This is a genomic window from Paenibacillus sp. FSL P4-0338 (genome assembly GCF_038002365.1).
In the GTDB taxonomy this organism is placed as follows: Bacteria; Bacillota; Bacilli; order Paenibacillales; family Paenibacillaceae; genus Paenibacillus_AQ.
The window spans coordinates 1,430,320-1,451,766 of sequence record NZ_JBBOCG010000001.1 but is presented as its reverse complement, the minus strand read 5'-3'; the positions used below and the strand labels follow the sequence as shown (position 1 = coordinate 1,451,766).

The 21,447-nt window shown below is 50.0% G+C and carries 17 protein-coding genes and 1 pseudogene; 3 read left to right on the top strand and 15 right to left on the bottom strand.

Annotated features, from left to right (window positions below):
- Positions 1–6: 6 nt before the first annotated feature.
- The 11 genes from kdpA to MKZ07_RS06285 all read right to left on the bottom strand — a co-directional run bounded on the left by kdpA (position 7) and on the right by MKZ07_RS06285 (position 15,449).
- On the bottom strand, positions 7–1,683 hold the full coding sequence (gene kdpA, locus MKZ07_RS06330; RefSeq protein WP_341025157.1) for a potassium-transporting ATPase subunit KdpA: 1,677 nt from the start codon (positions 1,681–1,683) through the stop codon (positions 7–9).
- A 19-nt stretch (positions 1,684–1,702) separates the two neighbouring features.
- The gene (locus tag MKZ07_RS33535; protein WP_076154139.1) at positions 1,703–1,780 is read right to left on the bottom strand and encodes a potassium-transporting ATPase subunit F; all 78 of its coding nucleotides are present in this window, start codon (positions 1,778–1,780) and stop codon (positions 1,703–1,705) included.
- A gap of 227 nt (positions 1,781–2,007) precedes the next feature.
- Positions 2,008–2,337 carry a hypothetical protein gene (locus MKZ07_RS06325; protein ID WP_036693935.1) on the bottom strand — a complete coding sequence of 110 codons (330 nt, stop codon included), beginning with the start codon at positions 2,335–2,337 and terminating at the stop codon, positions 2,008–2,010.
- A 233-nt stretch (positions 2,338–2,570) separates the two neighbouring features.
- Complete coding sequence (locus MKZ07_RS06320) at positions 2,571–3,287, bottom strand: response regulator (RefSeq protein ID WP_036693936.1); 717 nt, start codon at positions 3,285–3,287, stop codon at positions 2,571–2,573.
- A complete protein-coding gene (locus MKZ07_RS06315) occupies positions 3,280–5,940 on the bottom strand; it encodes a sensor histidine kinase (RefSeq protein WP_076153929.1) in 2,661 nt (886 codons plus the stop codon). The genes MKZ07_RS06320 and MKZ07_RS06315 overlap by 8 nt, the downstream gene beginning before the upstream one ends.
- A gap of 134 nt (positions 5,941–6,074) precedes the next feature.
- Positions 6,075–7,223 (bottom strand): hypothetical protein, encoded by a 1,149-nt coding sequence (locus tag MKZ07_RS06310; protein WP_341025154.1) that lies wholly within the window; start codon positions 7,221–7,223, stop codon positions 6,075–6,077.
- Positions 7,216–9,141, bottom strand: a complete 1,926-nt coding sequence (locus MKZ07_RS06305; protein WP_036693938.1) for an AAA family ATPase — start codon at positions 9,139–9,141, stop codon at positions 7,216–7,218. The genes MKZ07_RS06310 and MKZ07_RS06305 overlap by 8 nt, the downstream gene beginning before the upstream one ends.
- Before the next feature lie 301 nt (positions 9,142–9,442).
- Entirely contained in the window at positions 9,443–9,664 is a 222-nt protein-coding gene (locus MKZ07_RS06300; RefSeq protein WP_051493360.1) for a hypothetical protein, read from the bottom strand.
- A 46-nt stretch (positions 9,665–9,710) separates the two neighbouring features.
- Positions 9,711–10,481 (bottom strand): flavodoxin family protein, encoded by a 771-nt coding sequence (locus tag MKZ07_RS06295; protein ID WP_341025146.1) that lies wholly within the window; start codon positions 10,479–10,481, stop codon positions 9,711–9,713.
- 250 nt (positions 10,482–10,731) lie between these two features.
- Positions 10,732–14,664, bottom strand: coding sequence for a discoidin domain-containing protein (locus tag MKZ07_RS06290; RefSeq protein ID WP_341025143.1), 3,933 nt, complete (start codon positions 14,662–14,664; stop codon positions 10,732–10,734).
- A gap of 290 nt (positions 14,665–14,954) precedes the next feature.
- Positions 14,955–15,449 (bottom strand): GNAT family N-acetyltransferase, encoded by a 495-nt coding sequence (locus MKZ07_RS06285; RefSeq protein ID WP_235218393.1) that lies wholly within the window; start codon positions 15,447–15,449, stop codon positions 14,955–14,957.
- Positions 15,450–15,659: 210 nt separating this feature from the next.
- Here MKZ07_RS06285 and MKZ07_RS06280 point away from each other — a divergent pair, with 210 nt between their 5' ends.
- Both MKZ07_RS06280 and MKZ07_RS06275 read left to right on the top strand, forming a co-directional pair.
- Complete coding sequence (locus MKZ07_RS06280; protein WP_036693943.1) at positions 15,660–16,133, top strand: hypothetical protein; 474 nt, start codon at positions 15,660–15,662, stop codon at positions 16,131–16,133.
- A 77-nt stretch (positions 16,134–16,210) separates the two neighbouring features.
- On the top strand, positions 16,211–16,804 hold the full coding sequence (locus MKZ07_RS06275) for an AAA family ATPase (protein ID WP_341025139.1): 594 nt from the start codon (positions 16,211–16,213) through the stop codon (positions 16,802–16,804).
- Positions 16,805–16,827: 23 nt separating this feature from the next.
- Here MKZ07_RS06275 and MKZ07_RS06270 read toward each other — a convergent pair whose 3' ends face one another.
- The 4 genes and pseudogenes from MKZ07_RS06270 to MKZ07_RS06255 all read right to left on the bottom strand — a co-directional run.
- Positions 16,828–17,745, bottom strand: coding sequence for a class I SAM-dependent methyltransferase (locus tag MKZ07_RS06270; protein WP_036693946.1), 918 nt, complete (start codon positions 17,743–17,745; stop codon positions 16,828–16,830).
- Positions 17,746–17,875: 130 nt separating this feature from the next.
- Complete coding sequence (locus MKZ07_RS06265) at positions 17,876–18,511, bottom strand: type 1 glutamine amidotransferase family protein (RefSeq protein WP_036693948.1); 636 nt, start codon at positions 18,509–18,511, stop codon at positions 17,876–17,878.
- Positions 18,512–18,891: 380 nt separating this feature from the next.
- Positions 18,892–19,323, bottom strand: a complete 432-nt coding sequence (locus MKZ07_RS06260) for an FGGY-family carbohydrate kinase (protein WP_341027898.1) — start codon at positions 19,321–19,323, stop codon at positions 18,892–18,894.
- Positions 19,324–19,626: 303 nt separating this feature from the next.
- Positions 19,627–20,276, bottom strand: a pseudogene (locus tag MKZ07_RS06255) (FGGY family carbohydrate kinase); the annotation flags it as partial.
- A 346-nt stretch (positions 20,277–20,622) separates the two neighbouring features.
- Between MKZ07_RS06255 and MKZ07_RS06250 the strand changes: the two are divergent.
- Positions 20,623–21,381 carry an SDR family oxidoreductase gene (locus MKZ07_RS06250; protein WP_036693949.1) on the top strand — a complete coding sequence of 253 codons (759 nt, stop codon included), beginning with the start codon at positions 20,623–20,625 and terminating at the stop codon, positions 21,379–21,381.
- The last annotated feature ends 66 nt before the right edge of the window (positions 21,382–21,447 follow it).

The window sequence follows — 21,447 nt, the reverse complement described above, 5'->3', positions numbered from 1 at the left end:
CTCTCCCTACCGTAAAGTCAAATATTCAGCAACCGGACCGAGGACAATCACCGGCAGGAAGGTCAGCGCGCCGATAATCAGCACCGTACCAATCAGGATGCCAGTGAACAGGCCGTTGTCTGTGCGGAAGGTTCCAATGGTCTCAGGCACCGGCTTCTTGCGCAGCAGGGAACCGGCCACCGCCAGCATGGCGATCATCGAGACATACCGGCCCAGCAGCATGACAACCCCGGTGGTGATATTCCAGAAGGAGGTATTATCCGCCAGCCCTTCGAAGCCTGAGCCGTTATTGGCCGCAGCCGATACGTATTCATACAGCACCTGGGTCATTCCGTGGAAGCCGGGGTTACTGATACTGCCTTTACCGAGCTCCGTCAGAAAAGCAGCAGCCGTAGGCACCAGTATAATCAGCGGATGAATCAGAATCGCGATGGCGATCAGCTTCATCTCCCGTGCTTCAATTTTGCGGCCCAGGAACTCCGGCGTCCGGCCCACCATCAGCCCGCAGAGGAACACGCCGAGGATCGCATACATGAGCATATTGATCAGCCCGACACCTTTGCCGCCGAACACGTTATTCAGCATCATGAGGGTCAGCGGGGTAATACTGCCGAGCGGCGTCAGCGTATCATGCATATTGTTCACACTGCCGGTGGTGGCCGCCGTTGTAACGGTGGTGAACAGCGCCGACTGTGCGATGCCGAACCGGACCTCTTTGCCCTCCATGCTGCCCTGTGAAGCGTCTACGCCCATGGCGTTAATCGCCGGGTTGCCTGCACTTTCCGCAGCGTAATTCACTCCGAGCAATACCACGAACAGCGTCATCATCGCGCCAAAAATCATCCAGCCCTGCCGCTTGTTCCCGGCGAACTTCCCGTACATATACGGCAGAGATGCGGGCAGCAGCCACATGGAGAGGATCTCCAGCACATTGCTCAGCGGTCCCGGATTCTCAAATGGATGCGCAGCGTTGGCTCCGAAGAAGCCCCCGCCGTTCGTGCCGATGTGCTTAATGGACTCCAGGGAGGCCACCGGACCGATCGCAATCTGCTGGGTCTGCCCTTCGAGCGTGTTCACTTCCAGCGTAGGTTTCAGGGTTTGCGGCACATGAAGAGCTACAAGCGCCATTGTTACAAGCAGTGCCAGCGGAATGAAGATCCGGATATGCGCTTTGACGAAGTCCTCGAAGAAGTTCCCCACCGAGCGGCGGCCTGTAATCCCTCTGACAAAAGCAACCGCGACCGAGAAGCCGCTGGCAGCCGAGGTGAACATCAGCATCGTCATGACCGCCATCTGTGAGAAGTAGGACACGCCCGTCTCCCCGCTGTAATGCTGCAGATTCGTATTGGTGATGAAGCTGATCACCGTGTTGAAGGTTAGGGTCTCTTCCATATTGCCAATCCCGCCCGGGTTGAGCGGAAGCCCCTTTTGCAGCCGCAGAAAGAGATAACTGAATACCACCAGTACAATGTTCGTTACGATGAAGCTGAGCGCATATTTCTTCCAGGACATCCCGCCCCGCTGCTTCAGCCCGATCAGACGATAAATCCCCTTCTCCGCTGCACCGAACACCCGGTCTGTCCGGTTCGGTTCATTCGAGAATACATGATATAGATAAGTGCCCACCGGCTTCACCAGCAGTACGAGTATTAAGATGACGACTAGAATCTGTACAATCCCCACGGATGGCCCTCCTTAGTAGTTAGAATTTCTCAGGATGAATCAAAGCATAGCCCAAATACAGAAACAGCAGTGCAGTAGCTGCGAGGACAACCGCCATTACTCCGTCCCCCCTTGCTCATCGGTCACACGGCTGCACCATTGTACAAACGCGTAGAACACGGTGAATATTGCTGCCAGCATTGCCATCATATACACATCCATCATCGTCTTTGCCACTCCTCACCTTATGGTAATCGCTCTCTTGTAACTTCCGGTCTAGCGTATCATTTCTCCCATTAGTTCAGGGTAAGGGTTTCCTCAGGCGCATTAAGATTGTATTAAGACTTAGGAGGGATGGTAAATCTCTTCACCCAGCACCCTGTTGACTGCCCCGATAAAAGCACCATAACCCCCGTCCGCCTCCATCCGGTGCGGCAGCGCCCAGGCAAGGATTACTTCCGTCTCCTGACGATCGAACTCGAAGCTGATCACCAGCAGCTCACTGACCTCACGGGCCGAAGCCCCGCCGGCAAAACGGGCCGCAGCAGCATACACCCCGCTATTCTCATAGGTGCACTCTTGCAGCAGACAGATCCGGTCATAATGCCGCTTGATCAGCACCAGCAGCGCCGTCAGCACGCTCACCCATCCGATATTCCTCACCCACACATCCATCTCCAAGCCTTCTCTCCAGTAGGTTAACTTCAGAATTCAGCGTACCACTCCCGCCATTAGTTCAGGATTAGGGTTTGCTTCAGCAGATTAAGATTACGTTAAAATACCGCCGGCACGCCGCTCCAGCAGCTCTTGCAGCATCCCCCGGAACAGCAAAAAAACCATGCCTGCTCAGGCATGGTTAGGAACACTATGAATTACTTTTGCGCGCTATACGGCTTCCGTAAGCCGGTTCAAATCACTCTGCTATCGTCTCCCGCTTGCAGCATCCGGTAGCCCACACCTATATGGGTCTGGATCACCTTGGGCTGGGAAGGGCTGCGCTCAATCTTCTTGCGGAGCGTAGCCATGAATACACGGAGCGCGGGAATATCATAGGTAGGACTGCCCCAGATTTCATGCAGGATATAATTATGGGTCAAGACCTTGCCGACATTCTTCGCCAGCAGACACAGCAGCTTATACTCAATCGGCGTCAGGTGGATCTCATCACCCTCCAGCCAGACACAGCCCGCCGCATAGTCAATCCGCAGATTTCCGTTCGCAAAAAAGGCTGAATCCTTCATCAGCTTCTCGCCGTCCCCCCGGATCCGCCGCAGACTGACCCGCAGCCGGGCGAGCAGCTCCTCCACGCTGAAGGGCTTGGTCAGATAATCATCGGCTCCGGCATCCAGCGCTTCGATCTTGTCGCGGTCCTCACTGCGGGCACTGACCACGATGATCGGAAGGTTCGACCAGGCCCGGATTTTCCGGATAATATCCACACCGTCCATATCGGGCAGACCAAGGTCCAGGATCATCAGATCCGGCTGACTGGATACCGCCTCCAGGATGGATGCCTCCCCTGTCTCTGCGGTATGGTATTTATAGCCCTGAGTCTCCAGGGTTGTGGTAATCAGCTTGCGGATCGGCTTGTCGTCTTCAACGACCAGAATCATGGGTTTATTCATGGACATTCACCTCCTCTGCCAGCAGGGTGAAGCGGAAGACCGTTCCCTGCGGTGCATGATCTTGTACTTCAATATGCCCGCCATGGGCATGAATAATTGATTTGCAGAGCGCAAGGCCCAGGCCCAGACCGCGCCTGCCATCTCCCCGCACGTTATCCGCCGTATAGAACATTTCGAAGACCTTGGACTTCGCTTCCGGGGATATTCCCGGCCCGTCGTCAGCGACCTCGACTACAACAAGCCCCTGCTCCTGTCTGGCGGATAGGGTAATATGTGAACCAGACCCGCTATACTTAATCGCATTATCCACCAGGTTGATGATCACCTGAATGATCAGCCGTGAATCCATCCTGGCCATCAGCAGCTCCTCTTCGAGCACCACCCGGATCACATGATCCTCCTTGTTGCGGTTCACATGCAGCAGCGCTTCCGCGATCACTTCCTCCAGCAGCTCCGCCTGAAAATTCAAATGAAGCGCCCCATTGTCAATCCGGGTAATCGACAGCAGATTCTCCACCAGATTGATCAGCCAGATCGAATCGTCATAGATATCGCTGTATAACTCCTGCTTCTGCTCCTCGCTCAGCACCGCCGAGTTGCCGATCAGAATGCCCGCATTGCCGGAAATACTGGTAAGCGGCGTGCGCAGATCATGCGAGATGCCGCGCAGCAGATTGGCGCGCAGCTGCTCCTGCCGGATTTGCAGGGAGCTTTCCTTTTGCAGCTCGTTCAGCTTGTCTTTCTCCAGAGCGAGGGCGCATTCGCCTAGCATAGCAATCATCAGACTCGACTCGAACACCTCCAGCGGCTCTTCCTGCTGCATCACAATTCCTGCCACGGCAAAGACCGTATCGCCGCTTCGCACCGCATGATACAGACATTGGGCCGCCGAGAAGGTATCGGTAGACGCTCCAGCCCGTTTATTGTTCCGCAGCACCCATTCCGCTACCTCGCGCTCCGCTTCCAGCCTATCCTTTTCGTTATTCACTGCACTCCCATCCTTGCTGTACACGAGCGGCTCCGACAGTCCATCGCCCTCAACCTCATAGATGATGATGCTCCGGTCCAGCAGCTTGAGCATTTGCAGCGCGGTCTCGCTCAGGATGGCGGGTGTGTCTTTGGCCTGCTGGAGCTTCCGGCTGGTCTCCAGGAGCACCTCGGTGCGGTACGCTTTTTGCGCCGATTCTCTGGCCTGCTCCTTCACCCGCAGTGTCAACGTACTGGTGATGAACGAGGCGGCCAGCATCACGAGGAAGGTCACCGGATACCCGGAATCATAGGCCTGAAGCGAGAAATAAGGCTCGGTGAAAAAATAGTTAAAGACCAGCACGCTCAAAATCGATGTCACCGCGCTGTACAGCCGTCCTTTTGTAACCATCGCATCGAGCAGAACACCCAGAATATAGACTGTGATAATGTTCGCTTCACTGAAGCCAAGAACCTTGAACCATAATCCGATGATCGTGCAGACCAGCAGAATCCCCAGGGTTTTGCCCGTATCAGCCAGGGAGAGAAGCGGAGGTCTGGCATATTGCGGAATTTTGGATTGCAAGGCAGACTCCTGATCCGGGATGATATACATGTCGATATTCGGGGCAGCAGCCGTCAGTTTGTCTATGAAATTGGAAGCGGCCGGCCAATGGCTGCGATTCTGCGACCGGCCCAGGATGATTTTGGAGACCCGGCTGGTTTTGGCATATTCGGCAATCTGTCCCGGCACATCCTCCCCGTACACAGTGGCAACCTGCGCACCAAGCTGTTCGGCCAGCCGCAGATTCTCCCGCAGCTCCGACTTGTTCCTTGCCGTTAACTCTTTCGTTCGGGAGGTCTCCACGTAGAGTGCAGTGAATTCCCCCTGAAGGGCTTCGGCCATTCTCGCCGCTGTGCGGATGACCTTCTTATTGGATATTGCCGATGACAGGCAGACCAGAATATGTTCTCTGCTGTACAAGCTGGCCTCCACTGCCCGTTCTCCTAACCTGCCCTCAAAACGTTTGAATTGATCAGCCCTGTACCTTAGAGCCATTTCCCGCAAAGCGCTCAGCTTCTGGGGAGTGTACAGATCCCCCGCCTCCTGCCGGAGTAGTTCCGTGGAAAAGATTAGCCCCTCATGCAGACGCTTCAGCCAAATGTCCGGACTGATATCAATGAACTCGACCTGGTCGGCACGATCGAACACACTGTCGGGAATGCGCGCTGTTACAGGCATTCCGGTCATAGATGCTACAACATCGGTCATGCTTTCCAGCTGCTCTATGCTAACTGAAGTATAGACATCTATTCCCGCGCGCAACAGCTCCTCCACATCCTGATACCGCCGCTTGTGGCGTACTTCCGGAGCATTGATGTGGGCCAACTCATCCAGCACAATCAGGTCCGGCCTCCTGCCGATCGCCTGGTCAAGATCGAATTCCCGCAGGGTGGTCCCGTTTACAGGAATGTCCAGCGGCGGCAACAGCTCCAGTCCATTAATAAGCTCCGCAATATCTGCTGTGTCATGGGCTACCATATAGCCCGCCAGCACCTGTTGGCCGTTCTTCTGCTCCGCACGGGCAGCCTCCAGCATCGCCCGGGTCTTCCCTGCTCCCGGTACATAACTGAAGAATATCCTCAGCCTGCCGCGCTGCTTCTTCGCTGTATTTTCCCCTATCATCTGAAGGTTTCCTTCCCTCTAAGCCCATCTATAGAGCAGCCATTGTACACTTTAGCGTTAGTATAGCATGTGCATAATGAGCATAGTATTACGGATTCGGCTGTGGCATTAAGATTGTATTAAGATGTGAGGTTCTAACTGTTTCGATGAATGATGTCATATGCTAGTTTGGATAAAGGCCTCTTTCCAAATTCGTGCGGCTCCAATGCGAAGCCATATTGAAATAGATTTAGTTCCTTATCACTCAGATTAAGACTGCTTAGAAGTTCCTTCAGATCTGCCTTGTATGCTTCACTATAGGCATTCTTCTTGTACAATAATTCCCGTACATAATCTTTATGGCTCTGATAGACCTTATTTAGATTAAATAATTCAATGTTGTTATGTATAGGGATGGATTCCAGCCCCGTTATGGAAGTAACCAATTCCAGTTCAAAATCAGTATCCTCCCCCAATAATGAATCAATCTTCGTATTTGGCCCAAGCAGGATCTGAAAATAAGTATCTTGATCGAAACCAGCAGTATAAGGATTAAGAATTTTGATGCCCTTATCCAATTTGAATCTGGAGTTGCATATTTGACATGAAGGAACAAAATTAAATATGGATAATGAGAACAGTGTGAATTGAGATTTTGGATAAAAGTGATCCAGATCTGCTGTAGTTTTGAATTTGTTTTTATCTAAAAATTGAGTAATAAATTGCCGATTGCAATAAGGACAAACATCGATTCCTATTCGATTCAGAAGATGATGCCGGAACTCTGCTTTTATATATTTTTCGTAATTGAATATATTGTTAAGATTAATATTTAACACTTCTATACCTCTTCTTATCTCATCAATGAAACGGTCAAAGAAAAGCTTGCTTTTACTATAATTATGATGTTTCTTCAATATAGGTTCTATCCAATCTGAACGATAAGTGTCAACATATTTCTCCCTGTATTCCATCCGCTTAACTTGTTTACAGGATGTTTCTCGTCGTTCAAGTTCTTTGTTAATTCGAAAGCCGCTGTAATAGACAAGTTGACAGGTTCTCATATAACTATCGATATCAGGATATTGGTTCTGTATATCTTCCAAAGAGGCTGTGAGTAGCTTTCGCACAAGCTGGTCGTCCAGAATACCCGTCCCATTTTCAAGTAAAGCGGATACAGGCTGTTGTGTGAATGTATTAATAGAGTGGATACAATCCTTGTACCGCTTCTTGATCCCGTCCTCCATCTCGGCTAGATACAAATCCGCTAAGCTGGTTATTCGGTCAGGACTGATCTTAATCATTACTCTTTCCACCTCTTTTTTTCTTAAGTAGTTCAAGCTCCTTTTCCAGTTCAGCGATACGCACCTCATCTTTAAAATTCATGTTCGCCTGTATACGAATGACCTGTGCTTCAAGATGGGATTGGAGTTTTATACGGATTACTGCCTCACCGATACCGGCAATAATCGTATGTACCTTTTTAATCTCGCTAGGGTCATACTCTGTCCAGTCGTTCATCCGCTTCATCAGATCCGAAAAGAGTTGCTTCGCAAACGCCCCCATTGGTGCTCCAAGGAAAAAGTCGCTTTTAACAATGTCATAAAAATTGCTCATTAGCCCAAATTCAGCTGCCTTAACGATTCGATAAAGCTTCTCTTCCTTATAAAGGATATTAATACAAGTGATATGTTCCTTGGGAATATCGGATACGATGAAGGGAGAATGAGTTGAAAATAGAATTTGATAATGGATGTCACTGCCAATACTAATCTTTGAAATGTACCTCGTGAGATAATAAATGTATTGTCTAGACCACTCGGGATGAAAGGATACATCGGGTTCGTCCATAATCAGAAGAACGCTTTTGGCCTTCTTGTCCTCTAAAGACATATTTATCATGTCATGTAAACTGCTAAAAGCACGGATAAAATCCATTTCCCCTGAACTAAGATATTTATAAGAAATATCCAAGCTATATGAAACACCGTACCTGTTAAAGAAACGATCATAAATCTTTAAGAAATCTTCAACTGAATGATGAATGCCCCCGCTCACCGGAATTCTTATTGTGGCATGAGATTCAAATAGACTAGGTTCGATTTCTTCAAGTGCGATTATAATTGCGGTGAATATATCTACATTAAAATCTACAGCTTCATGTTTTTTCAGTTTTGGCGCAATAGTTTTTCCAATGATATTTAAAATCTTCAATAAGTAGGATTTTCTGTCTTGATAAGTGTTTTTCTCCATGAATTCTTTATGTATCAGGTCAATATGATCTGAATAGCCGTCAGAAGCTGGATAATTAGAAGACCGATAGGCAAAATCAATAATTAGAGCTTCCAGGTAAACTAGAATGAATTTGTCTTTGTTAGCCCATTTAGGTGAAGAAGGATTTAATCGTTGAGAAGAATTGGAGTCCCTTTCACTGAAAAGCAGCAAGTCAAGCTGGTCTTGATATAGAGCAAAACCCAGAATATTGAACATATCATATTTGCTTGCTATATCCGGATTGATACCAACATGCTGGCTAATTTCAAATTCCGCCTGATCAAACGTGAATACATCTTCCAATAGACTATATTCATTGCTCATAAACCGATACAGGCTGGAAAAAGTGGGTTTATTGAGGTAACTTCTTTTAAAACTATTAGTATTATCTTTGCCATCTATTACATTAAGATTCTTAAGCCACAGTCGGTCTGCCTCTTTCGGTTGATAGAGTATCCTCAGTGATTCATTTAACAAGGTTTCTTTTCCCTCTGCCGATAAGTACATTTGGTTATGAATATAATTATCCCACTGCATATTTTGTGTTTTGTAATTATACTTCACACTGATACTATAATCCTTGTCAACCGGTGTGGAAATTCCACTCACATTTCTGGGCAATACTTGATTACCTTCAATCACAAATGTATTCGCTTCAAGAAAATATAGTGCAAACCACTCGGGCTGTTTAAACAATCGGCTGCGTCTTAATTCTGTAGAACCCAACAACTCCAGTAAAGTTGTCTTGCCTGCCCCATTTTTTCCGACGATTAAATTGATATTATTGATATTTTCTCCCCACAAATCATCATACGGATTTTCTTTCGTATTAATTGTCAGCTTCCCTTGAATATAATCAATTTGGAAATCGTTCGTTAAGGTGAAGCTTTGATCTTCAAAGGCTCTACCGATATCCTTGATATAAACATATAATAACTGTGGGTGCATAAATCTCTGCTCCTTTAAATATTCTTTAACTATTCAATAGAATTATGTTATAGCAAAATCTGTAAGTCAATAGAGGGGATACCCGCATGCTTCCCGAATATAAGCTCAGAGCTTAATTTTTACATACGATTCTAAGGAACTACTAAGATGACGAATGAACAAAATGGCACACAAGGAACTATGGAACTGATTCTGGGCAGCTTACAAATACGATACTTATGGGAATATGCACACTATACTGGACAAAGGGCCGCTAGAAGCAGGGATCAGCCTGGATGTGATTGATACAATGGCGAAAACGTTAATTGAGAAACTTCGCCCTCCATTTATACATTCCGCCAGCATATTCACCTGTATACTCACCCTCATGCAGTTTGTTGAAGTTCACTTGATCAATCTCTACGTTCCGCGCTTCACTGCGCTCTTTCTCAGTATAGAGCAAGGCCGCGCCTGAACCGATTAGTCCCACGAGAATCACGGTTAGGCACAGCAGCAGCAGGTTGCGTTTCCACTTTTTTTGCATATTTACTCTCCTTGACGTGAATGAATATATTTTCATTCATTCATAATTAAGCGCGTTTAGCCATTCTTTTACCGAGTCTGTCAAACAGATGTCCGGCCAAGCTCTTAACAGGACCCAGCGAGACCGGATAATAATATGCCGCTTCAAACCAGCCGTTAGCCTGGTAATGACGGAAATCCTTCGACCGCTCATCCAGCATATGCTGAATACTGGTCCGGGATAGCCGGAACATCAGCAAGCGGAACAATGTCGGAGTCGGCGGTGCCGGACGCATCAGGCCTTTGTAGAAGCGGGCCGCAGCCTTGCGGATTCTCACAGCATTCTTCTGCGCGGCTGCCGCGCTAACTGGCTCCATCGTACTAAGCACACAGCCCCGGGTCACCTGGAACCCGAAGTTCTCGCCCATACTGCTTAGATATTTGCGGATCGCATTCCCGCCGTGAATCCCCTGATTGACGATCGACGTATAGGTCTTACCGAAGAACTGAGGCCGATGGAACACATACGCCAGCCGGTCGAGCAGATTCTTCATCGCTGCCGGAACATGGAACGCGTAATTGGGAGCCGCCATAATCACACCATCCGCGCTCTCCATTTTCTCCACCAGTACATCCCGGTCGTCCCTCAGCGGGCAATATTCTTCGCCTTTATTGAAGCACACCTTGCACCCCCGGCAGAACTCAAGCCTGTAATCCTTCAGAAAAATATACTCAACCTCTACCTCCCCAAAGTTTCTGAGCTGAGCCTCAAATTCGCAGACCGCTCTGTACGTATTGTTCTTTTGCTGATTGCCGATGATTGCGATAACCTTCTTCATGATTGTCCCTCCAGATTAGAATATATAATAGTGACTCCAATTCCTCTCTTCGCTGATTATGAATGAATAATATTATATTCATTCATACAGTATATTAACATAGATATGCGCTAATGTCTGTATTAGATACAACAATCTTAGAGTGCGTTCCATAGCAAGGAAGTACTGTTGTATTTTTGTCACAATTCATCAAAAGCCAAAAGAGGAGCCCGTTTGGGCCCCTCCTTCACCTCTACACTCTTCACCCTGCCTACTGAATCAACAGTCCAAACCCACTCTGAATATAATACAAGCTTGGATACGCAATATTGCTGGTCGTCAGGTTGTTGAAGGTCGCCGAGCCGTTGCCGGTATACGTGTAGATGGCCGCTCCCTTATGAGCGCCGGAGAACCGTGAAGTGGTTACTCCATCGAGGCCGGTGCCGTTAATGTTAATGTTGTTAAATACGATACCTGAGAAGCCGCCGCCATATCCGAACTGGATCGCATCGCGCTGGGTGTTGATGATGTCGATGTTCGTGAAGGTTACATTCTTGATCGGGTCAGAGGAAGCTTCAAGGTCAATTGCCCCGCGTTCTCCGTCATACAAGTCACGGCTGGTGCCGCTGTTCATAATCGTCGTATCCGAGAAAACCATCCCCGTATTGCTGTTGAAATGCGCCCCCGGGAAGGTTGTATTTAGCCGAATACCGGAGCCGCCCACCGTGTCGATAATGTAATTGTGATCCGCCTTGTGACCGCTGCCCCCGAAGATGCCGATAGCGCCAGCACGCCAGTTATTCTCAATCGTATTGTACGAAAAAGTATTATTCACCCCATCTGGCGCCCCGAACGTATTGCTCGGCCAGACAGCCAGTCCGTCGTCCCCGTTATTGCGCACATTGGTATTACGGACGGTAGAGTTGCTGGTCCCCTGGGAGAAGTTGATACCGTCAGCCAGATTGTTACGGATGCGGCTGTTCTCTACAAGCAGATTGTTCGCATAGATCGCCGGCGTCCGCGCATAATCCCCCACCCACATGCCGCACTCAAAATGTTCAATCCAAACGTCATGGATGACCGAATGGTTGCCGAAGTTATCCATCAGGCCTTTATAGATGGCATTCTGGTTGTACCGTGATCTCAGATTCGAGTTCATATAGACATTGCTGAAATCCAGCTTGCCTTGAACACGGAAGGAGATGCCCCCGCCAGCTGCATTGGGATTCGTAAATTGCAGATTGGTGTGCCAATAGCCTGCACCGGTGACCGTGAAGTTGTTAATCATATTGCTGACCGAGCCAATGACCCACATGCTGCTCAGATTAAAAGTTCCCGCCGGAATATAGAGAGATTTCCCGCTGGCGACGGCGTCTGTAACCGCACTGTTGAAGGCGGCCAGGTCGTCCTGTCCGTCTCCTGCCACTGCGCCGTAATCGGTGACCGACACCGAGTTGGCCGGACGGGCGATGGCTGCCGGTACAGGTTCAATCTCCAGGAAGTCCACACCATACTCCAGACTGTCTCCGTTATTCTTCTGAATGCGGATTACATCCCCGGGCTGAAGCGGTGTGTCCAGCTTCCAGTGGACTTCATCGAACCGGAACAGCGGACGTCCGGCACCCGGCGCATCCCCCGGCTGATCTCCAGAAAAGTATTGCCAACCATAATAAGAGGTAAGCGGGATAGTCTTGGCCTTGGTTCCATTCACATATACGTCAAGCGCACCGGTAAGACCCATTCCGTCTGCCGAATCCGGCATCGTGAATCTCATGGTGACTCCCGCCCCGCCTTGCCCCGCCTTCACTGTCCACTGGGCATACGCTCCGTTAGAAGGCAAGGCCACATAACTCTGTCCCGAAGCCTCGGAGGCAGTCAGCGTCTGATCGAAATTCGGTGCAGATCTGAGCGCCGCCGAGCCGCCGCGGGTTGCATCCTCCGTATCATACCGGCTGTACGGAACACTTGCGCCGCGTAAAGCATATACGACCAGGTTAGCATTGTTCACGTTGTTGGCCTGCTTGGTTGTTACCTCATTCGCATCTGCGGCAATCGTTGTAGTGACCGTGTAATTGCCGTTCACTGCATTCCAGGTGCCGGGGAGAGACACCTCTACCAAAGCTCCGGCTGTAATTACGCCGGTGTAGGAGCCTGTGAAGGTCTGCAAGGTAGAGCCTGCGGCATTCTTCAGGGCTACAGTTATTCCATGGGCACTGCCTGCGGAAGCAAGGTTGCCCTGATTTTTGAGACTGACATTGAAGGCCACGTTACTCCCCGCAGCCGGTGTTCCCGGTGACCAGGAGGTCGCTGCGGTCAAGTCGGAGCTGGACACAGGAGCAATGACTAAGGAAGCAGGATTAGTATAGCTATTATTGCTTTCATTCTGCTCAATAATCTGGCTCGCTTCATCGACCTTGGCACTCAGCGGATAAGTTCCGGCTGTTAGCGTCCCTGCATTGTAGGAGACGGATGCCGAAGCTCCTGCTGCCAAAGCCGTTACCGGTGCCGAACCCGCCAGCTCGTTGTTCAGATAGAAATTGACAGTGGTGGCTGCTGCTGCGGCATTGCCAATGTTTTTTACTGTTGCATTCAGAGTTACACTGCCTGTCTCTACCGGAGAAGCAGGAGTCCAGCTCATGCCTGTAATCGTCAGATCCGGGTTCGCTGCCGGTGTGCCGTATACCTGGAATTCAGCGATCTGTCCAGCTGGCGCACCGGAGTTGGCAGTAATGGACAGCTGCAGCCGCTTAACGGTTGCCGTCACGGGAATGGTCACCGTGTTGCCCGAAGCCGGATTGAAGTTGTAGCTTTGAGCTGAAACGAGGCTACTGAAGGTCGTCGTTGACTGATTGTGTCCGAGTACTTGAATGTTCTGGGTCCGGGTCGCCCATTCGGCCGCCGGATTCAGCTTCAGCACAATCGATGAGATTGTATAGTTGGCTCCAAGGTCGAGCGTAAGAGCGCTGGGATTCCCGCTGCCTTCCCAATAAGTAGCCGTGTTGGTATCGTTCGCATTAGCAGCAACGAAATTCTGTGTGCTGGAGGAGGCATTGATCGTTTTACCAAGCGCAATATTACCACCAGGGGAAGCCGTCGCTGTTGGAGTTGGTGTTGGAGCTACTGTTGGCACCGGGGTAGGAGTTGGTGTTGGAGTAGGTGCTACTGTAGCTGTAGGGACCGGAGTAGATACCGGGGTCGCCGTAGGTACAGGTGTTGGAGTTGTTGTAGGTGAAGGTGCGGGCGTGGCGATGATTGCAGACGCTACCGTAATTAGATCCAAATTGACATTGCCCGTATCCCCCGCATCGTATTTGTAAGCAATACTATTACTGCCAGCATTCAGCGGGAGGGCTTCAATCTTCGTGCTCCAGGTATCCCAGTTCGCCAGGTTCGGCAAGGTGGTCTGGCGCTGCTTAACTCCGTTCACGTAGATACTGATCGTCTTGTCACTACCGCTTGCATTAGCATACTTCAGTGTAACATTCCGTGTACCCGCCGCAGGCACATTGACCGTGAAAGTGGTAGCAGGACCTTGGGCCAGATAGTTGTCCACAAAGCCTGTACCGGAGTATCCGGCATGGTCCGTGTTCACTTGCGCCCCGCCGGATAAGGCAGCAGCCTCTGCTTCATAGGTGCCCGCTGGAACCGGTGATGCAGTAGGCCCGGCTGTAGGCGCAGGAGTTGGGCTGCTGGCACCGTAGATTTCAAGCTCGGACAATTGGCCCGCAGGCCATGTAGTATTCGCACTGAACAGCAGACGGACATAACGCGTGCTGACAGCGGTGAAGTTAATTGTGACCGTATTGCCTGCCACCGAAGGATTGAATTCGTACGCAGACGCACCAGCAATATCTGTAAAGCTAGTGCCATTCGTACTACCCTGTACCGCCAGTGTCAGCGTCCGCGTCTCCCAGCTAACCGGTAATTTCAATATAAGCTGGTCTATACTGGTGAGCGTACCCAGATCGACCTGAATCCACCCGGGAAAAGCATCATTTGTACTCTCCCAATACGTACTTTGGTTACTGTCCTTAACGTTATCCGGGGTATAATTCTGGGATTGTCCGCTGGCGGTAATGGTTTTGTTAAGTACCAGATTCGTTCCGCCAGCAGCCGACGAACGGGTCAGCGGACCAGCCGCCATAAAGAGCGTTGAGACGAGCAGCGTAACTACAAGCGACCATGTAACATACTTGTTGCGCATTCTATTCCTCCTTAATCTGATGTGGAACGACACACAGTGATATTCACAGCCCTCTGATGATAGCGATTACAACTATTACAAAATCGAAGAATATCTCAGCCTCCACCCTCCCCTCTCTGCAATACACACTCATTATAGGTTTAATGCAGAGCACTCTTTAATAGCTATTTCTACGGAAAAGATAGGTAATTCAATGAAAGTGATCATTGAGAGCAGCCACGAATAAAAAAGATCAACTATGGCAGAATCTGACCACCATAATTGACCTTTTCAATAGAATGTAAATGTGTTCATAGAATATTAAGTTCATGTAAGTCCCGGATATACCATGCATCGCAGGCATAGTGCTCGGAACCGGCAAGCGGGCCATCGAGCGTGCTGAACCCGTGCTTGACATAGAAGCGTCCAGCGGCCTGCATCGTCAGCAGCGTCTCCAGGTAACACTTGCGGTAATGCTGCTTAGCGAAGGCAAGCGCCGTATCCAGCAGCTCTGCTGCAACGCCTTGGCCGCGGATGGCTGCGGACAGGTACATTTTCTGCAATTCACAGATCTGCTGCGTTTCATCAAAAGCCGCAATCCCGCAACCGCCAAGCACCTGTCCGTCCACTTCTATAATCCAATAAGCACGGTTCGCCGCGCTATTATAATAGGTATATAAGTCATGCAGGCTGTCATCTGCCCAGGCCAACCCTTCGCGGTTGCCGCCGAATTCAATCAGGCACTCCCGGATAATCCCCTCAATGGCCGCATTATCCTTGCGCTCAATGGGACGGATGGTAATCATATAGTTGTCCTCCTTTTACCCTCTATCTGCTTCGTTTCCTGCTTCATTGTATAGTTAATCTATCATATCATTTCCTTCGTATCGCTGTCACAATGATAAGTACTTGCTCAGAGTAGTGATAGTGGGCAACCTTGTAAAATGCAACTTTGTGTGTCTATACTTTAAGGGTGAATAAATTACAATTTATTCAATAAAATAGTTGGAGGATACATGAATTTTAAATGGAGAAACCTAATCTTTTTTTGTTTATTATTACTGTTAGTTGGATGTAGCGTTAGAGAAGATATCACCCAAAAAGAAATTGATCAATTTATTAACAGCAAGAACCTCGATCATGTGTCGATACAGAAATTAGATAACAACGAGTATTATATTTTTAGCTCACCGTATGTTTATATTTTTCGAAGTTCCTCTGATTATGTTAAATCAACGGGATTAATTAAAGAAGGGATTGTCATCGGGGGGCTAGAGAAGGGCTCAATAGGACTGATTATAAATAATTTACAAGTCTTGAGGGATGCTAAGACCTATGTAGTACTCATAGATGGAAAAACTAGAGAGTATCAATACGGAGGAGAGAAATATCTAATCATCAAGGATAATAGAATATGGAACCCTACTGCTCAGCTAAAAATCACTTTCTTAAGTATTGAAAACAAAAAAATATTTGAAACTGATTATTAAAATGTTGCAAGCTACCCTTCCTGCTATACTAAAATTCGTATACAGCGTAACTATAGGGAATTTAAGGAGTGAGACAGATGAACAAGCTGGTTTTTTTCCTCGGGCCCGGAGGCGCGGGCAAAACCACATTAGCCAAGGCTGTTGCAGCCAGGCGTCCGGCGACGGTGTTCGATATGGATATTCTGCTGCGTCCGGCAGCAACCGCGATCATGACTATGTATGGGCTTGATCCTGACGATAGAGATTCCGATGAGTATAAAAGACTATGTCGTGATCTTGGCTACCGCATCACTATGGATGCCGCGCTCGATAATATCGGCCTGTCCAGCGATATCTATGTGGTGGGTCCCTTCACCAAAGAAGCGGCCGATCCGGAGTGGATCGGCCGCGAACTGGCGCGCGTTGGACGCACGCTTGAGGATGTTGAGGTCAAGGTAGTCATGGTAGGACTTGCGGATGCGGCCATATTCCGTGAACGGCTTGAAGGCAGACATTCCGCACTCGACGCCTGGAAGTTCGCTCATTGGGAGAACTTCAGCGCTTCGCTAGGCCCCCGCACCGTAGCCTGGCCGCTTCCGCCTGCACAGGTGGCGCAGATCGACAATTCCCATCCTGACCGGAATGTCGCGGTAGCGGCGGTGGAAGCTTTTATATATGAAGAGACGACTTAATACAGGATTATGACATCTGGATGCTACCGCTTAACCGCATGAATATAATGAATCGTCTCAAAAGCGCATAGCGCATCACTCCGGCCGCTGAAAAACCTCTCGTTGATCTCTGCCGGTGACAAGTGCTCATAAACCAGCAGACCGGCCCCGGCCAGCAGCTCCTCCATCTCCGGATAACTGAACCAGGACTGCATGGGCTCGCCGCTGGCAGCAGCCATTTGCACCATTTTGGCCACCCGGCCGGACACGCCCTGCTCTTCCATGAGATACTCATCTGCATAATCCAGAACGATAGAGCTTCCTGAGGGAACCCTTGCGAGCAGCTCCGTAATCAGGCGGGCATTCTCCTCCTTGGTGAGGTAGTAGGATACCCCCAGCAGACTAAATAACGTCTTCACCTCAGGATCGAACCCCTGCTCATAAAGGCCGGAATACGAGAATTCGCCCGTGAAGTCCATGGGAACAAGATGAAGATTGCCGGGAACCGCAAGCTGTGCTTCCTTAAGCCTCAGCTGTTTGGATGCCTGGGTAGCAGGAGCGTCCACTTCAAAGATTTCCAGCTGCTCCCCTAGTTCAGGATAACGATAGGCAAAGCTGTCCAGCCCCGCACCAAGAATTACATACTGCTTCAGCCCGAGACTCAGTTCATGCAGCACAATAGCCTCACAGTAGGCAGCACGTGCCAACGGCATGGGGGATAACTGAACCTGGACAATCCATCGCAAGATGGCTTCAGGATCATCCGGGTACCTCTCCGATATCTCGGGACTGAAGAACGCAATTCCCTGCACCATATGCCCGCGGATATCCGCGAACTCTTGCGGTGATATCAGCTTTTGCACCACATCATCATTGAAAATCTTGGGACTGTCATACTGACTGTGATAAGCTCGGCCAAAAGCGGCCACTAAGGCAGTCATGCTGGACTCGTTCTGCTTCATTGGTGGTTCCTCCATAAAAAATAAGATTCCCCCGGCCGGGAGAACCTTATTATATACACAAAATATTAATATGTAAATTATAGCATATATAATATTTTTTGTCAATGATAGATGTTACAATATTTCCTGTTTATCCCTGATCTAACGAGCCCATGAGCTGGAAAAAGTATTCGGTCTCCTGTGTCTTGTTAAGATTGTACCATGCGTCCAAGGTTGCTGGAGCAAATACCTCTAAGACCCTTAGCACTTCCCTCGCGAACTCCAGCGGAGCGATGCCTGATGCCGTGACCAGCTTCCCGCTGACAGCTACAGGCCCATCTTCATGATAAGCTTCCCCTTTATAGCCGGGGCTGACCATTTTCAGGTAATCCAGGTTGTTGCTTGTATGCGGCACACCATCCAGATACCCCTTATCCGCCAGCGCCGTGGTCGCCCCGCAAATAGCAGCAACGGCCACTCCGAGCTTGAGCGCTTCGTGAGCCCTATCCAAGACCGGCTGATTCTCCGCCTCTCCCCACGTATTCCCTCCAGGTAAAATCAAAAGATCGCCGCTGGCCAATCTACACTCATCCAGGGTTAAATCCGGCTGTACTGTGAGTCCGCCCATAGTTGTAACCGATTCTTTGGTTGCGGATACTGTGATGACTCTTAATGATGCTGTCCCCTTTTTGAAGTATCTTCCTGTATTCAGTTCAGCGGTCAAATACCCGTATTCCCAGTCTGACATCGTATTGAATACATATAGGTAAGCTTTTCTGTTTTGCATATTGCAACTCTCCCATCACTATTTGATATAGCCTATTATAGTAAAACTCCCCTGACAGACGGTGTCAGGGAAGATGGGTAGAATCTATGTGAGCACTTGGGTGGACGCTCCGCAAACAGAACGTTGTTCCCATCGCTGTTGTATCCAGATTTTTTTCATCCCCCTTAGCGGTGAAAATCCGGACACAAAGGCGAACGCTTTGCTTGTCCGCGGATCGTTCTGCCCGCTCCACTGTTTAACCGAGAGTTGGCTCTTCCATCCTCTAAAAGCAAACCAAAACTTGCGACAACTGGAGAACAAGCAGGGCTTCCGGCGATTTCTGCAAGGGGCTATCGCCGCTCATAGTAAATCACTTTCGGGTCCGCCCCCTTCCTGTTAACTCAGCTGGGCTCTGCTCTAAGGTAAGCACCAGCTTCACTGAAGCTGGTGATCTCCCCGCTGCCCACAGCGGCACAGAGCGCCGCTCCTACCGCCGCTTCTTCAGCATGTTCACCAAGCTCAAGCGATAGCCCGAAGGCTGCTTCGGCCTTGGCGCACAGCACCGGATTCGTCCGCAGCGCATTGCCTGAGCCTATAAGACGGGTGAATGTGTTCGCACCCTGCGGTTCCATTTCTGTCAGGAAGCCGTGCAGTTCATCTACCATTCCTTGTAGAAAAGCATGGGCCAGCCCGCCGGGAGTAAAATTCTCCAGCGTGATTCCTTCTACACTGCCGCGCTTCTCCGGGGCTGTCCTTGTCCCCAGGAACTGTGTATTCACCGTAAGCGCTGTGCTGCCGCTGCCCGGAACCTGTTCACTGAGCAGCCTGGACATCACGGAATAGACATCCGCCGGCGCTTCTCCGGTGTATGCGGTGATCACCTGCCGGAAGAATCCCTCCAGCAAGGCATACGATTTGCCGCCGCTCAAGGCTGCGCCAACCATCAGCACCCCGCCGCCAGGGAACGGGCGTACTTCCATCGCGGAAGGAGCGTTATCACAGTCAGGTACCCAGGCCGAAAGCTGGCTCCCTGTGCCGATGTTCAGCAGCAGAGAATCTCCTAGCTGGGGCACACTGCCCAGGAAGCTGGCCTGATTATCCCCGAGCGAGGTATACACGGGAATGCCTTGTGATGTGCTACCGATCGCCGTCCCGGAGGATACGACCTGCGGCAAAAACGCAGGCTCGATCCCGGCTAAATGAATCGCGGTTCTATCGAAATCTCCTGTCCGCAGACTGAAGCCTCCAATCCCCGCTGCCTGCGTTGCATCGATCAGGGGAATATCACCGTTCGCCAGCCTCATCGCGATATAGTCCGCAATCGTGCAGAAGCCGACTGCGCGCTCAGGGACAAGCTGTCGGCACACATTATAGTAATGGGTGGCGAGTCCAAAGCCGGGAGCTACAGTGTAACCGGTAAGGTCACTGAACTGCTGCGCATAGGTAGGACTGCCCGCCCCTCCGGTGAGCTGTCCGGCCCGTCCGTCCTGCCAGGTATACAGGGACCTATTGCCCTCCCGCTTTTATCCAAATAGACAATCCCATGCATCTGCCCGGTTAAGCCAATTCCCGTTACTTCCGGCTGGTGCGCCAGCAGACGTTCAACTATACGTTCCACCTGCTTCATAATCAATTCCGGGTCCTGCAGCCGCTCCCATTTCTGATTCAGGCTGAAAGGCCGGCTCGCTTGCGCTTCCGTAAGGCTATGCAGAATCGTACGCTTCTCCAGATCGTATAGCAGCCCGGAGATGGAAGTGGTTCCGATATCTAGTCCGGCCGTAATCATAGGCTCCATCCTCTTCCCTCTTGTATAGCCCATATGTTAAGCCTTCGCGAAGGACAGCGTCAACCCGGCGCATAAAACACTATGAAGCAAAAGATACTAAATAGGTTCACTTGTTTTTTCCTGTTATGGGATTGCCGTGACTTCAGAGAATGTTTGGCCCTCTGGCCGCTGTTGTCCCCAGATTTCTAAATTTAACCGTGCCTAGCGGTTGAAATCCGGTGACAAAGGCGGACGCTATCGCTCCTACAGTTCCAAAATTCTCCTCCGTCACGTTTCCCTTACAGTACATTTTCAAGTTCAATCAATTTAGAACAGAGGAAATATCACTATAAACGGAGGCATGTATATGAGACTACACAACAAAGTGGCAGTAGTTACCGGGGCGGCGTCCGGGATGGGAAAGGCGATTGCCGTCCTGTATGCGAAGGAAGGGGCCAAGGTGGTAGTCGCGGATATTCATTTGGAAGCTGCGGAGACAGTGGCCGGTGACATTAAAGCTGGCGGCGGGGAAGCCCTAGCGGTACAAGCAAATGTTGCAGACGAGTCTGACATCCAGAATCTGATCGACAGTACAGTCAACACCTACGGCACTGTAGATATTCTGGTGAATAATGCAGGGATCATGGATAACTTTGAACCGGCGGGTGATATTGAGGATGAGAGCTGGGAGCGGGTGCTCGCCGTTAATACAACTTCGGTGATGCGTGCTACGCGCAAGGTACTGCCTATTTTTCTGGAAAAACAACAGGGTGTAATTATTAACGTTGCCTCGGTAGGCGGTCTGTTCGGTGCCCGGGCAGGTGCGGCTTATACAGCTTCGAAGCATGCGGTTATCGGCTTTACCAAGAATACCGGATTCATGTATGCTGCCAAGGGAATCCGCTGCAATGCAATTGCGCCGGGCGGTGTGGAGACCAATATTGGTTCAACCATGACCCATATCAATCCATTTGGCATGGAACGCACACAGCCGGGCATGGCGCTTAATCCACGGATGGGCCAGCCCGCCGAAATTGCACAGCTCGCCTTATTCCTGGCTTCAGAGGAAGCAGGCTTTGTGAATGGAGCAGTCATTACCGCAGACGGCGGATGGACTGCTTATTAAGCTGAGGGCCTCAAGCGAAATGAGGGGCACTATTGCGAAATAGCACCCTCATTAGCAACCTTTGGG

What these genes read in the sequence shown, in the direction of transcription:
- MKZ07_RS06320 (WP_036693936.1), bottom strand. Translation starts at nt 3,287, where the DNA reads ATGAATAAACCCATGATTCTGGTCGTTGAAGACGACAAGCCGATCCGC.
- MKZ07_RS06315 (WP_076153929.1), bottom strand. Translation starts at nt 5,940, where the DNA reads ATGATAGGGGAAAATACAGCGAAGAAGCAGCGCGGCAGGCTGAGGATA.
- MKZ07_RS06300 (WP_051493360.1), bottom strand. Translation starts at nt 9,664, where the DNA reads ATGCAAAAAAAGTGGAAACGCAACCTGCTGCTGCTGTGCCTAACCGTG.
- MKZ07_RS06285 (WP_235218393.1), bottom strand. Translation starts at nt 15,449, where the DNA reads ATGATTACCATCCGTCCCATTGAGCGCAAGGATAATGCGGCCATTGAG.
- MKZ07_RS06305 (WP_036693938.1), bottom strand. Translation starts at nt 9,141, where the DNA reads ATGCACCCACAGTTATTATATGTTTATATCAAGGATATCGGTAGAGCC.
- MKZ07_RS06260 (WP_341027898.1), bottom strand. Translation starts at nt 19,323, where the DNA reads ATGTCCAGGCTGCTCAGTGAACAGGTTCCGGGCAGCGGCAGCACAGCG.
- MKZ07_RS06295 (WP_341025146.1), bottom strand. Translation starts at nt 10,481, where the DNA reads ATGAAGAAGGTTATCGCAATCATCGGCAATCAGCAAAAGAACAATACG.
- MKZ07_RS06265 (WP_036693948.1), bottom strand. Translation starts at nt 18,511, where the DNA reads ATGCAAAACAGAAAAGCTTACCTATATGTATTCAATACGATGTCAGAC.
- MKZ07_RS06310 (WP_341025154.1), bottom strand. Translation starts at nt 7,223, where the DNA reads ATGATTAAGATCAGTCCTGACCGAATAACCAGCTTAGCGGATTTGTAT.
- MKZ07_RS06325 (WP_036693935.1), bottom strand. Translation starts at nt 2,337, where the DNA reads ATGGATGTGTGGGTGAGGAATATCGGATGGGTGAGCGTGCTGACGGCG.
- MKZ07_RS06280 (WP_036693943.1), top strand. Translation starts at nt 15,660, where the DNA reads ATGAATTTTAAATGGAGAAACCTAATCTTTTTTTGTTTATTATTACTG.
- MKZ07_RS06275 (WP_341025139.1), top strand. Translation starts at nt 16,211, where the DNA reads ATGAACAAGCTGGTTTTTTTCCTCGGGCCCGGAGGCGCGGGCAAAACC.
- MKZ07_RS06250 (WP_036693949.1), top strand. Translation starts at nt 20,623, where the DNA reads ATGAGACTACACAACAAAGTGGCAGTAGTTACCGGGGCGGCGTCCGGG.
- MKZ07_RS06270 (WP_036693946.1), bottom strand. Translation starts at nt 17,745, where the DNA reads ATGAAGCAGAACGAGTCCAGCATGACTGCCTTAGTGGCCGCTTTTGGC.
- MKZ07_RS33535 (WP_076154139.1), bottom strand. Translation starts at nt 1,780, where the DNA reads ATGGCGGTTGTCCTCGCAGCTACTGCACTGCTGTTTCTGTATTTGGGC.
- MKZ07_RS06290 (WP_341025143.1), bottom strand. Translation starts at nt 14,664, where the DNA reads ATGCGCAACAAGTATGTTACATGGTCGCTTGTAGTTACGCTGCTCGTC.